This is a genomic window from Rahnella sp. P4_A8 (assembly GCF_056402435.1).
Genome location: NZ_JBFUHK010000081.1, coordinates 1 through 12649, shown reverse-complemented (window position 1 = coordinate 12649; position 12649 = coordinate 1). Strand labels below are relative to the sequence as shown.

At 46.7% G+C, this 12649-nt stretch carries 11 protein-coding genes and 1 pseudogene; 6 read left to right on the top strand and 6 right to left on the bottom strand.

The annotated features are described in order from the left end of the window. Nucleotides 1-154: 154 nt before the first annotated feature. Complete coding sequence (locus AC1DUO_RS21880; RefSeq protein WP_477988720.1) at nucleotides 155-574, bottom strand: bleomycin resistance protein; 420 nt, start codon at nucleotides 572-574, stop codon at nucleotides 155-157. Between the two features lie 125 nt (nucleotides 575-699). On the opposite strand from AC1DUO_RS21880, the pseudogene AC1DUO_RS21875 reads away from it, so the two are divergent. After that, a pseudogene (locus tag AC1DUO_RS21875) lies at nucleotides 700-822 on the top strand (recombinase family protein); the annotation flags it as partial. Between the two features lie 337 nt (nucleotides 823-1159). On the opposite strand, the gene AC1DUO_RS21870 reads toward AC1DUO_RS21875, so the two are convergent. Next, nucleotides 1160-2575, bottom strand: a complete 1416-nt coding sequence (locus AC1DUO_RS21870) for a surface lipoprotein assembly modifier (protein WP_449649332.1) — start codon at nucleotides 2573-2575, stop codon at nucleotides 1160-1162. 53 nt (nucleotides 2576-2628) lie between these two features. Continuing rightward, nucleotides 2629-3192 carry a Slam-dependent surface lipoprotein gene (locus AC1DUO_RS21865; RefSeq protein WP_449632485.1) on the bottom strand — a complete coding sequence of 188 codons (564 nt, stop codon included), beginning with the start codon at nucleotides 3190-3192 and terminating at the stop codon, nucleotides 2629-2631. A 473-nt stretch (nucleotides 3193-3665) separates the two neighbouring features. Between AC1DUO_RS21865 and AC1DUO_RS21860 the strand changes: the two genes are divergently transcribed. Together AC1DUO_RS21860 and AC1DUO_RS21855 are read left to right on the top strand one after the other, a co-directional pair. Continuing rightward, the gene (locus tag AC1DUO_RS21860; protein ID WP_421589681.1) at nucleotides 3666-4013 is read left to right on the top strand and encodes a hypothetical protein; all 348 of its coding nucleotides are present in this window, start codon (nucleotides 3666-3668) and stop codon (nucleotides 4011-4013) included. A gap of 419 nt (nucleotides 4014-4432) precedes the next feature. Then, entirely contained in the window at nucleotides 4433-4837 is a 405-nt protein-coding gene (locus AC1DUO_RS21855; RefSeq protein WP_126124184.1) for a cell envelope integrity TolA C-terminal domain-containing protein, read from the top strand. A 180-nt stretch (nucleotides 4838-5017) separates the two neighbouring features. Here AC1DUO_RS21855 and AC1DUO_RS21850 read toward each other — a convergent pair whose 3' ends face one another. Beyond that, a complete protein-coding gene (locus AC1DUO_RS21850; RefSeq protein ID WP_161138365.1) occupies nucleotides 5018-5470 on the bottom strand; it encodes a GNAT family N-acetyltransferase in 453 nt (150 codons plus the stop codon). A 567-nt stretch (nucleotides 5471-6037) separates the two neighbouring features. On the opposite strand from AC1DUO_RS21850, the gene AC1DUO_RS21845 reads away from it, so the two are divergent. After that, nucleotides 6038-6523, top strand: coding sequence for a GNAT family N-acetyltransferase (locus AC1DUO_RS21845; protein ID WP_477988717.1), 486 nt, complete (start codon nucleotides 6038-6040; stop codon nucleotides 6521-6523). Nucleotides 6524-6692: 169 nt separating this feature from the next. Continuing rightward, the gene (locus AC1DUO_RS21840; RefSeq protein ID WP_421589715.1) at nucleotides 6693-7553 is read left to right on the top strand and encodes a tyrosine-type recombinase/integrase; all 861 of its coding nucleotides are present in this window, start codon (nucleotides 6693-6695) and stop codon (nucleotides 7551-7553) included. Nucleotides 7554-8093: 540 nt separating this feature from the next. On the opposite strand, the gene AC1DUO_RS21835 is transcribed toward AC1DUO_RS21840, so the two are convergent. Both AC1DUO_RS21835 and AC1DUO_RS21830 read right to left on the bottom strand, forming a co-directional pair. Next, a complete protein-coding gene (locus AC1DUO_RS21835) occupies nucleotides 8094-8744 on the bottom strand; it encodes a hypothetical protein (protein ID WP_354568786.1) in 651 nt (216 codons plus the stop codon). 280 nt (nucleotides 8745-9024) lie between these two features. Then, complete coding sequence (locus AC1DUO_RS21830; RefSeq protein ID WP_477988714.1) at nucleotides 9025-10401, bottom strand: hypothetical protein; 1377 nt, start codon at nucleotides 10399-10401, stop codon at nucleotides 9025-9027. 402 nt (nucleotides 10402-10803) lie between these two features. Between AC1DUO_RS21830 and AC1DUO_RS21825 the strand changes: the two genes are divergently transcribed. After that, entirely contained in the window at nucleotides 10804-12390 is a 1587-nt protein-coding gene (locus AC1DUO_RS21825) for a sensor domain-containing diguanylate cyclase (RefSeq protein WP_477988712.1), read from the top strand. The last annotated feature ends 259 nt before the right edge of the window (nucleotides 12391-12649 follow it).

Below are 12649 nucleotides of genomic sequence, written 5' to 3'. Positions count from 1 at the left end.
CCATATGACTTAATCCCCCGTTGATTTACACACCGCGATTTAAGTAATGCCTTCATCAGTAATGAGAACAACTGCGAACGTCTGCTGTTCGCTCTCAGCAGACCTTCAGCTTTACGTGTTTGTATGCTGTGTGCCAACAGCAGACATTGGCACTTCATTCAATGTACTGGCTGAAGCGTAAGAGGTAGCCATCTGGATCCTGTACGAGAAACTCCCTTTGGCAGGCCGTCGTTTCTCCGGTGTTGTAGTGATTGCCGCGTAGCTCCCTGTACAACTTGAAGCCATTAGCTTGGACACGAGCTAGCACCGACTCGATATCTTCTACTTCTATCTGAAAATTAATGCCGCGACCCAGCGGTCTGACGAGTTCAGCCGTATTCCATCCTTCCGGATTATATTTCTCCAGCATCAGTKGCGCTTCGCCGAGACTGACGTAGGCAAAATCGGGCTCATTACGCCTTATCATGATGTTGAAACCAAGCACGTCAACATAGAAGTGCAGGGAGACAGAAAAATCCATTACTGTCAGTTCGGGAACCATGCGATTCCAGTAGGGTGCTTTCAGCTCAGTCATTGCTCAACTCCATTTTTAACTGACGTAGCATATATCAGATGGCTTGAAGAAGATTGAAGTCCATGAAATCAACGACTCAATTGTCAGACGAATTGTGTTGATGTCAGCTGTTCGCTCAAAGCTACCTAGCTCTCGGAGTGGTTGATCTTACAAGTGCTACGGGGAGAATGATCATGCAGATTATTTCTGCTGTGGCTGAACTTGATCAGGATCTGTTGCTCGAGCAAGACTTTCCGACAAACTATTGAAGCAATTTTTTCAATTTAACAAAGATGTTAATACTTTCGATTTATACATCTCCCTACAGAATTCAAACCTTACTAAGATAAATGCAACTAGCTATGTTTATCTTTGATGTATACCAAAAAACTTTTATTAATAAATTAATTCTTAAGGAATTACAAAAAAATGCCTGAGAAGCTATGCTGGATGGCTTAAATGATGATTTAAAAATCTTCTTTAATTTTATTTTTTGAAGTCTTGTAGTAGAATGTGGCCGCACCTATTATGAAAATGCAATGCATTTATCAACTTAGAGTCCGGCCCCATTACTGTATTAATTCCAGACTCAACAATTTTATGTCACTAAAAAATTTTATCAACCGACAAAGTAATGTTACGCTGATCGTATGCGTAGAAATCGATGTTACTGTTCACCCGTTTATAAGTGAAATTAAGCTTCGGCATCATGCCAAAAACCGACAAATCACGTTGCCATAGAGAAAGATTATAAAACTGCTCGTTGTCCTTGCGACGGGTGCCGAATATCTCACTGTTAGCCTGATACTCACGTTTTGCAAATGCGGTGGATGCCGCAAAAGACAGTTTCCAGGATAAATCCATCTGTACTCCTCCACGCACGGCACTTCTGTGGTTTGTTTCACTTTTAGAGGTTGTTTGCTGATCCTGAAAATCGCCCCCCACGTAGGCCGACAGGACGTTGCTGAAAGCGTGAGACAACGTCGTAGACGAATAACTCGTACGACCTCGCAAAAAATGGTACTTATCTGCGTCGTAATTTAATTTCTGATATTCAAACGCCTGGCTTATCTGCCAGGCCGGTGAAATAAGGTAACTATATTCGGTTCTTAAACCCGGACCAGAAGAAAAGGTTTCCGTGCTATACCATCTTTTTTCATAAAAAGGCAGTAAAGAAAATTGGTGGCGATAATTTCTCCATTGATATCCAGCATATATACGGCTGGTAACATCATCAAAATTATGATTACTCCAATAACTTTTTCCATTGACAGCACCCATAAATCGCAGGCTATGCTGGTTATATATTGGTACGTCTTTTTGTAATACTCCGTTAAACCAGAGACCTTCACCGCGCTGGGGAAAGCTGTCTTTATTACGTAAAAATAAGCGGTCACCGACGCGGATAGTTTTACCTGAAGAAGCATTGTTGACGTTGCTTTCATTGAGATAGCTGAAACTCAAGTTCCCTGTGACGTCATGACCCTGCTGAACACGTTCAATATAATAGGCAATAATTTCGCGAATATTTTCAGGCGGACTACCTTGAAGAACACGGCGGAAGTGATATTCCGAAATATCATATTGATGATTTTCATACATAGTCACCGCCATGTCGAGTCGTACGGCGTCAAGCTCTGGATGTTCGCTCAAAATGGCGCGATAATGCGTGATTGCTAGTTCATAATTACCCTTGCTGCGTGCCAGTCCGGCCTTTGCAAAGCGTATCAGCGTGTTATCTGCATTAGTCGTAGTTTCATACACTGGCAGAATGGCTTCCACTATTAGCCAGTCACCATCACGAACCGCCTGATTGAGAAAAACCTTTCCCAGCTCAGGTTGTTTAGCCAGTTGAGCATTGTTCACCGCTATGACCTTTCCAGCGGAATGATTGGAGTTTTTCTGCTGGGTCAGACGGTCAAAATGTGGTGCTGCGGGGATGACATCAATTTCGGGAGGAATGGCGAGGGCAGCACTGAACGGAAATAACAGGCTGACTGCCCCCATACGCAGGACATTCATAAGGATCCATATCATAATAAGCCCCCGGACAGCCGGGCTGACCGGGAGTGAATTTACTGACGCGTTGCGCCAAATGCTACATTCTTAGTGGTATCAGTAAAGCTGGCAAGACCGCCCAACTCCTCTGCAGCTGGACCGTTGAAATGTCCAGTGAAATTACCTTCCTGCCCACCTGACTGTGCGTTACCAGTAAACCCACCGTTGGCGATCGTACCCTGCATAGTAACGGCACTGCCGAAGGACTCACCCGCGGCGATGTCGCCACTGATAGTTTTTGCACCAAAATCTACGTTAAATGTTGCGTCGCTGAGCGTGCTTTCGCGAATACCGCTTCCCGCATAAGTTGCTGAACCCTGAGTAGGCACATTCGCTGCCAGCGTCCCTGCACCGGTGTAGAACACGTCGTGTTTGCCGGTTTTGAAGTCAGTCCAAGTACCAAAATCGGTATAGCTCATACTGCCGCAACACCAGGAGGTCGCTGAATGGGGGGTACCATCTCCATTAACTAATGATTCTGTATGCACATTCCTGACGATAATGCCTGGAGTGCGCAAGGTGTATTCTCGCCCCTGGGGCGTAGTGTAGCTGTAACTGTTTATTACACCATCCGTCGCCATCATCTCAGGTGCGTTCGCCGGTGGAGGTGTGGGATCGGTATTATTCTCAGTCGAACCATTATCGGTTTGCACCGGAGGGGGCGTTGTCGCAGGGGGCTGGCCGCCACCGCCACCGCCACCGCCACCGCAGGCTGTTAAGATACAAACCGAGAGAAACAGGACTGGTTTTAAGGCGTTCATAAGAGGAGCATCCTTTCGTTAGGAAATATATTGCATTAATTAACAATATAAATTTACACGAAATATACCTTAAAAATGACCTGTCATACTTGAGGATTTCCCAAGACTCTATTTTTAGGAATTATCTTAATGCACTTCAATGTGTAACATCATTTTGGGACATCCACATTCAGCGAAAATGCCTTTTCCTTTTTAAACTTATAAGATACTTCTCGTTTCAATCAACTACCTGTTTTTGTAGCTTTACTAATCGATATCAAAAACTCTTAACAACTATGGAAAGGAAGCTAATCATGGCTAAGGTTTTTTTTGATTGGATACGTATCACCATCATCTCTGTATTACCTCTCAGTTTCACCCTGATGGCTAACCAGCAAGGCAGGCAGCAACTGCAAGATCAATTCGCAGAAAAAAATCGCCAACAACACGAACAATTGCTGCAATCTGAACGCCAGTGGCGTGAGGATAGTGAGAAATCAGCCCGCGAATACCGCGAACAGATCCAGAGACAGCTCAAACAACAGGATGAAACTACAAAAAGAATTCAGGATGAAGCCATTGCAGCGAGTGAAAAGCACGACACAGAGGCACACAACGCAGCGTCTCACAAAGCCGTTCAACCCGATCCTGAACGTAACTAAAGTTACTGTAGAAAAAACTCCAATTTGATGATTTTTCCACGTTTACATTCATTTATTAGCGTGTAAATCGGCGTCCGATATTGCGAAGGTAAGCAGATGTTAAACAGTGGAACGTCCTTAAATACTGAATGGATAACAGCAAGTTACTGTAATTTCTTAAATTGACGAAGCGACAAGTATTAGCTCTATTTCTCGGGGAGTTAATACCCCCTACAAACCATACTCCGGGTAGGCAGAACAGCAATAATCATGATTTCTTAGCTGCTGAAAAGTCCGCTAAGTGCCAGAAGCGGACGTTACTAACGACAGGATGTACTAATCAACGGGGAGCAGGTCACGGACTGGATTGAATGGTATAATAACCCAAACTATTATTCGTAAGCACAACTTAATGCAAATCACTATGGACGGTTTTAGGCATGACTAAAATATTGATGTTTATGATACTGGCGGCAACTGTCACTGGATGCGCACCACTAGCGCCTAAAGATTGTCATAAAAATAGCGCACTTAACTCTTGCACCTACAACCGTTCTGGGAAGGTATCAGATAAAGACCTTTTTGGTTATCAGGCCTCGAGTATCAAAAAAGCACTTGATGCAGCCCTCACGGAGCCCCATGCTTGGGGTGGTAAAAGATGTGATGCACACCTCGATTTCAAAATTGATGGTACCTTACAGAATTTCATTATAAAGAGCGGCGATGAAGGTTATTGTCATGCTTTAGTGGAAGCTTCTAAACGCACAGTATTCCCACCATTTACGGATCAGCACGTCTACGACGTAATGGGGTCATCGCGCTGGGATTTTCATGGACAGCCTTGAAAAGCGTAGATAGTCGCTACTACAGCGCATTTACAAACACAGTTATACATCAATGCGCTTTAAGGCCAACGTCCGCTCTTCGCTCATAGCTGCCGGTCAAATATCTCCCATTCAGCATGAGAGCCAGCAGTCACCCGCTCTGATAGCCTGAATTGGCGGTGTTTCCAAAAGGTGAATTTACTACCGTGCTGGCTTTCTCAGGCATAAGTGGTGTGTGACTTTATCCATACCAGATAAAGCTACAAAGCCCGCTCGTTCATAGAAAGTGAATGCCGATGATGGTGCATTCGTGTTGATAAAATCAAACCAGAGGCCAGCATCCTTAAGTATTTCACTGAGCAAACCGCTGCCAACCCGATTTCTTCTCCATCCCTTGTCTACATAGAGATGTCGCAGACGTCCGGTGCCAGCTGCTTGCGTAAAAGGATCGATGTTAAGTCCGCACACGCCAACAATTAAACCATCAGTATAAGCCCCAAGCAGTTGTTCTCCGGGCCTATCAAAGCGGTTTTTTCCGCTTAGCCAATTGTCTTCCAGCCGGCGTAGCATGTTCAGTCCTTCATCCATGCTCTGCGATCTTAACTCAGCAAATCCTGTGCTGTCCGGGGTGATGTTTGCGAATTGGATATTCATGAGCCGTCCCAATAATTCCAGTTTGCATAGTCTGGAGAGAAAAACCCGACTTTCCAAGTTACACGGCAAATGACCGCAATGGCCCAGTTCTGGCTGAAAGTGAGGCGGACTGGTTACGGTATAGCCATCTCTGGTTCCGTATGCCTGTAAGTGGTCAATGAACATAATTGGCAGTCAGTCAGGCCGTGGCCGGAGACCCATGTGTGCCAGGAGCGTAAATCAAGGTCATTTCGATACGTTATCGGCTAACTTGCTTTCAAGTATGTTGATGATCAAATCGAGTGGAAAGATTATTTCATTGGTATGTTTGAGCTCTTCTACGACTGCTGTTGAAGTGAGACTGACGAGTACGATGTCGTCTAGTGATACGAGGTGTTCATGTACGCTCCTCGCTCAAACGGGCCTGTCATCCCTGCTTAAGAAACAGGCTTAACGTAGGATATTTTGTTTTTTCAAAACGGCCCTCTATCTTGCTTTTTCCATAGCTGGAAGATCTCATATTCACAACACGGACGTTATGGCAAATTCGAGCGATGGAAAACGATAAATAATGAGGGTGATGCACGGATGGAAATTGCGATATGTGGTGTTGCAGATGTGCCGGAACTAGCCAGTCTTTTTGTCGAAATGGAGAATTATTACTTTGGTCACGGCGTTGTCAGCTATGACGATATGAGTACTTATCTTGCAGACAAAGTATTCTCCACCTACTCAGGTGTGACGGTTGTCGGCGCTCGTAAAAACGGGGGGCTTGTGGGGTTTGCGACTTTTACATTGATGTTCCCTGCGCCGCTTTGCTCCGGCCAGGCGTTTATGAAAGAGCTCTTTACATCAGAGATTGCGCGAGGTCAGGGGATCGGTAAATCGTTGATTCGGTTTATCGCAAACTTTGCTATTAAACACGGTTGTTCACGCCTCGACTKGACGGCGGAGAAATCCAATCCCAAAGCGGGGGCGTTTTATTTGTCCCTTGGCGCCGCTCTAATTGAGGAAAAACAGTACTTTCGGTTGGAGGGGGAGGGTCTCGAAAAGTTTGTTTCACGTGTTGAGTGATCATCAAAATAGAGCAGATCTGATGGTGACATATGGACATAGGAAAAAGCAAAGTATGCTACGACAATCATGAGGTGCAATTACTTGATTATTATATAATAACAACATTCTTCGTTGCATAAATCTCTGTTACTGCCGTGCAGGCAGCTCAATTTAACCAGGAGGATTTATGCCAGTTACTGTTAATGAATGGATGTTGAAATATGAAGCTATTGTGCTGAACCGGCTTGCTGTGGGCGAAATCAAGCCTAAAACATGGGGGGACTATAAACGGCTCATCCGCTTTTGTTCTGCAACGTGGGGGGTGAAACCTCTGAACGCGCTGTCTATTTCAGAGATAACCGCAGAAATAAAACAAAAAGCCGACACCGCGCCTTTTGCCGCCCGGCGGTTAAGGATAAATCTTTCCAATATGTTTTTAGAAGCACAGCGAGAGGGCGAAATACCACCAGGACACAATCCTGCTTTACTGTCCCGCCCGCTGCTGACCACGGTTAAGACCGAGCGCCTTCTCTTTAACGAGTGGCTACTGATATTTAAAGCGGCAAGCTATTGTGCGCCTGACTATTTCCAGCGAGCCATGCTGTTAGCCATTGTGACCGGTCAGCGGAGAGCGGACATCGGCAAAATGCATTCAAGCCATGTCCGGGATGGCTACCTGCATATTGATCAGCAGAAAACGGCGGAGCGTATAGCCCTGCCTCTGACGTTAAAACTGGCGTCATTGGGCTGCACGCTGGGTGAAGTCGTGGATATGTGTCCCAGTAACGGCTGGCTGATCCAGCATAAAGGCAAGCCGGTTCACCTGTGGTCTCTGACGCGCTGGTTTCAAAAATGCAGAGAATCGGCAGGCATAGAAGCCGCTGGCGGAAAAATGCCGCCTAGCTTCCGGGAGCAGCGCTCTCTTTCGGAAAGGCTGTATCGCGAACAGGGGGTGGATACGCGTACATTGCTTGGTCATAAGTATCAGCAAATGACCGACGGGTATAATGATATTCGCGGTAAAGATTACCGGAGATTGAAAATCTGAACCTGCGAGCATAGGCGGGATTACCTGCCTATGCTTCTAATCAGATCCACTGCACCTTCCAATAACCGTATCTCTGACGTTTTCAGTGAAGTTCTAATTACACCAGGGGTGAAGGTATCTTTTGGATCAACTCGGCGCCGTTATTCCGAATATTGCCGACTGATTTGGATACGGGGTGTCAGGCGAATTCATCCGCTGATACTGACCCCTTCTGTAAGCAAGGCCAGTGCCATGGAGGAAGTAATATTCGGATTTAACCATTGGTTCGCTTCCGCAGCGCCGAGAACCAGCGATCGGCGGTCATGAATATGGGATTTAATCTCGGTTTACTAAGGTTGAGCCGAGTATTTACAAAATTTAACGCGGCGGTTAATCGGAAAGATTGGGCAGCAGCAGCGGAGGAATCTCATCGCACGAAAATTCAGGAGAGTCGTAATGTGGATACACGAAATCAGCTTATAGCTGCATCACAAGGTAAGTAAGTAAAAGCCCACCTTAATAACAAGGTGTGCTACATAAAATAAGAATAAAACTTAATGTTTATTTTAGAGGGCTGTTAACGTCGATTTTATTAACGTCCCAAACCGGCGAGGTTTGAGATATGACCTGATAACTCGTAAAGTTCCAAACATCCTCTGGGTTTTTAAAGCTCGCCAGTGTGAGGAATAGATGCACAGTACCTTTTTGATCGACATAATTATGAGTGGTAAAAGGGAAGTAACCCACTTTATTTGTTTTTGAAATGTACGCCCCATTATCTGTCATGCTCCAGTCCGTCGCCGTATCATTGATAGTTTTGGCTTTTATATCAACAGTGTTCAACGTTTTCATGGCGAGTTCAGCAGGAAAATGCTCGACAATATCCTTGATACTTACGGGCTGTGTCGTTGCGCTAACGTCTTGCCACCCCTTCGCTGTAGCGTAAGCTTTCATGAAACATTCGTCTAAGTTTCGGGTTGCCTCACCTAACTCCTGAGGATCGCGACCTGGATATCCAACAATTTTTTTCCCTGCCTTACGCAAAGTGACATATTCATCACACGTTTTTACTTGTACCTTACTGCCATCGTTAAGTTTTAATAAAACGGTTGCATTATTAAGTTCTAACACATCATCAGTTTTGCTTTCCTTGCTGACGGCATTGCTAGATATAATTATCGCCACTAATGTGAGTAATGTTTTAATCTTCATATTTTCTCTTTAAACATCAAGTTTAAAATTGAATACCGGTATTTGTCATGTGAGCGTAGAAATTAATGACACATTGGGCATGTGTACAATAATTCTTCATGTCAGTGTAGACGTAATTTCTCTTACTTTTCAAGACTTGCTTTGAGTACTTATCGGTTAACTCTTTGCTAGTGCTGCCCTTAGGGAACGTTCGTTCATGGCTGAAAAATCCGAATTTTTTACCAAGCTGAATAAAGCCGTTTCCCCGGATGAAGATTTAAAACCAAAGTGTGCAATTCCTTTAAGTGGGCGGCATTAGAGTCTGGGTCTCATCACTCGTTTTCACACCTTCCAGATTCAGCATGACCCCGTACAAATGGTTGGTAAAGCGCTTGTCTACTTCCTGTGGCCAGCGTGGCGGATCGGTTTGTAACGTTCCCAACGTGCGCATCCCTTTATGCTGCTCGGCTTTACGCTCGCAGTACTCATCATCAGTGTATCCCATTGTCTCGATGACCACGGTATGTTCCCGGCCGTCTGGTTTTCTGGCCTGTATAATAAAATCCGGCAGCACAAAGCCTTTGTCTCCCTCGACGTCTACCTCAATATCAAACAGGGGTTTCACCAGAGTAAGGTCGCCCGCTTTGCCTTTGAGCCATCTGGCCACTTCTGCTATCCCTTCCAGCGTTTGCCGCTCCAGCCCGCTGTCTACCGGTACCGGACAGGTACGCCGAAACAGAGCGTGCGCATACCCTTCACTGCATATTACCGTACCCTCAGCCCCGCGCCGGAAGGCCAGGATCACCCAGTAAGGCGGCCTCACKCCTTCCTGCGACTCTCCGTTGATGCTGACACCTTTCTCCGGGGCRAACATTCGTTCACCGCCGTTCCAGGCAAAGGTTACGTGCTCACGGCTGACCAGGTCCGACATAAATATTTGATAAAAAATRCGGGMTTTTCCTGCTGGCCAGYTKGCRTCCGGGCGYTCCAGTGCCAGCATCAGCCTTTCCTGRGCWGCTTCGCCCATCGCYGGCTGAAASCGCACGATWTCCGAWAGYKGSCGKCCRCGGATAAACTCCTGCGCAYCCGCYGAGGCYGCSAGGGCGTCAAGCCAGATTCTGGCCRTCTGRTTAGGCAGCGGGCTGACCGGRCTGAAGGTGTTCAGYCCCGCRTCCTCAATGAGMGTCAGRAGMAGGCGCGCRAGRCGSGGMCKGCGTTTGCGCCGGGTTCGGTCATCRCCTGYCRTCACCGGCTTGYCCKRCGCTTTAATGGTCGTTTCCGACTCGTCGGCGGGTAAAAAATCYCGGTAATTGAGTCGCTTGCTGCCGGTGACTTTCCGGGTTCCTGAACGGGTGGCATCCTCATCGCCTTTAAAGACCCGGAACATCGGACAGGACGGATCATGACTGTGACCAAATCCTGACAGGAACAGCGTCTGGGTTTCAGACATCAGCTTGGCACTGTTGAGCGCGGGCGTGTCGCCGGCTATGCAGCTGCACTGCAGCCAGAGTTCACTCTCACGCATTTCGTGAATAACGTGTTCCGCCAATGCGCGATCCGGCGCACTGCGCACCTGCTTGTGGCCGAAGATATTTTTAACGGCAGTTTCTTCTTCCTCAGTTAACCAGCGTTTCAGGGCACCCCGTGGAGTTTTTTTTCTAATGAGCTTCATGGCCATGTTTATCTCCTGTTCCTGCACAACGGCTTTAAAACACATTTTAGCGATGCGGCGTTTTTTCTGATCACCTCTTTTATCGCATTACGAAGCTAGATAAGAGTTCCAGAGGAGAGGAAAGCCTGTACTGGAATTTTTGAGGAAAAGAACATGCAGTTGAATGATTGTAATTTAACATAATGATGATTATACGAACTTAACTCATTGATTTTATTTAGTTTACAGGTGCGGCATTAAAGTGCAAACAGAACCACGTAAAGTTAGCCATACGCTTTACACACCACCTCATAATAACCCGATGATAAAAAGCCATTTGTGATGATATAGCTCATCTAAACTTGGGGTTAATGCCATACTAGACTTCTCCCCAGGTTTCATGCTCACAGAATGAAGGAGCGAATTGTATTGAATGCATCCCCCAACGATTCGGACCGCTATCTCCTCCTCCTGAGCGGTATGAAGCGCCCTGTTACGACTATGGTTATATTAGCTACAGCGCTTGTCTGTCTGTTGATATTGGTCCTCGCCGGCGCATTTATTTCTGCATCCCGCACAGCGCAACTGGGCGATGCTGAAGTGGCCAACACGAATATTGCCCGCATGATCGCTGTACAGATGGAATCAACCCTCAAAACCGCAAGTGTTGCTTTGACCGATCTTTCGGAACGTCTGGAAGTCGAAGGTACCGGTGCACACGAACTCGGCCGGCTGCAGGCTCACCTGGTTGAAACAGCCAAGGCCAACTCCGAACTACACGGATTATTCGCCTACGGAGCGGACGGAACATGGCTGGCTACGTCTCTCAACCGCCCGGTTAAAGGGAATAATGCAGACCGTGAATACTTTACGTACCACCGCGCTAATCGAAGCCTTGCAGTACATGTAGGACCGCCAATTAAAAGCCGGTCCACCGGCGTCTGGATTATTCCGGTATCACGGAGAATTAACCTACCGGACGGAAGCTTCGGCGGTGTTGTCCTCGTTACGCTCAAAATTAATTTTTTTGAACGTATTTATAACGAAATTGATATCGGCAAAACCGGCACCGTCTTGCTCGCACTTACCGATGGAACGTTGGTGTACAGGCGGCCTTTTGAAGAAAAGCTGATCGGGACTGATATTTCTAAAGGCCCTGTTCTGCAGGCTCTGTCCACGCATTACGCCGGTTCCTCAACCCTGGTCTCAAAGATTGACCGGATCGAAYGGCTGTACAGCTACAGGCACGTGGATGGCTACCCCTTCATTGTTGCTGTCGGGCGCACGAAAACAGAATTATTAAGCCAATGGCAGCGCTCAAGCTTGTTCCTTGGCGGTGCGGTATTGGTGATCTGCGCGATGTTCGGATTGCTCGCATCAAAACTTGTCAGGCAAATAGGTATCCGGGACACGCTCGCTCAAAAACTGCATGACCGTTCCGAGGGGCTTGAACAGTACAATATTGGCCTGCAGGTACTGGCAAACACGGACAAGCTTACCAGCATCGCAAACCGGTTGATGTTCGATAAAATTCTTGATCAGGAACTTAAACGTGCGCAACGCGGCGATGATTGCCTTTCGCTAATCTTGCTGGATGTGGACCTTTTCAAGAAGTTCAACGACCGCTATGGACATGTGGCTGGCGACACCGTTCTGCACAGCATTGGCAGGGTAATGGCTGAACAGGTGACCCGAGCCGGCGACCTGGTCGCACGCTATGGCGGCGAAGAGTTCGTCGTTATTTTGCCTGGCACCGATACAAAAGGGGCGATCGAAGTTGCTGAGCGCATTCGCGAGGGGATACTCGCATTGACGATTCCCCATTTGGATACGCCATGGGGTCAGGTCAGTGCAAGTTTCGGCGTTACGACTGTTTATCCAGGCCAGCACAGAGGTTTGGTGTCAGCAGATGTTGTCAATCGCGCCGATCAGCAGTTGTATGAGGCGAAACGTACAGGACGAAACAGAGTCTGTGCCGAAGGTTCAGTTAAGAAAACAGGTAAGATGATGCCCTAGCCATGACCGGATAATAATTCTTTGTCCATTGCGCTGGTAGCTTCATCTAAAACAAAACTGCAGAGTGGCCAATTCGTTTAAGAGACGGCATTAGATTTTGTGGTAATCACTCATTTTTCATTCCTTCTATATTCAGCATTACCCGTATAAATGATTAACAAAGGGTTTTCTAATTCTTATGGCCAATGTGGCGGGTCAATTTGTAACGTTCCCAGCGTCCGTACTCCTTTAATCCGGTACTTGCTGACCCGAAAAATTC

Bases quoted from the DNA above. Each gene is read 5' to 3' on its own strand.
- AC1DUO_RS21835 (WP_354568786.1), bottom strand. From the start codon at position 8,744: ATGAAGATTAAAACATTACTCACATTAGTGGCGATAATTATATCTAGC.
- AC1DUO_RS21860 (WP_421589681.1), top strand. From the start codon at position 3,666: ATGGCTAAGGTTTTTTTTGATTGGATACGTATCACCATCATCTCTGTA.
- AC1DUO_RS21870 (WP_449649332.1), bottom strand. From the start codon at position 2,575: ATGAATGTCCTGCGTATGGGGGCAGTCAGCCTGTTATTTCCGTTCAGT.
- AC1DUO_RS21865 (WP_449632485.1), bottom strand. From the start codon at position 3,192: ATGGCGACGGATGGTGTAATAAACAGTTACAGCTACACTACGCCCCAG.
- AC1DUO_RS21855 (WP_126124184.1), top strand. From the start codon at position 4,433: ATGACTAAAATATTGATGTTTATGATACTGGCGGCAACTGTCACTGGA.
- AC1DUO_RS21850 (WP_161138365.1), bottom strand. From the start codon at position 5,470: ATGAATATCCAATTCGCAAACATCACCCCGGACAGCACAGGATTTGCT.
- AC1DUO_RS21840 (WP_421589715.1), top strand. From the start codon at position 6,693: ATGCCAGTTACTGTTAATGAATGGATGTTGAAATATGAAGCTATTGTG.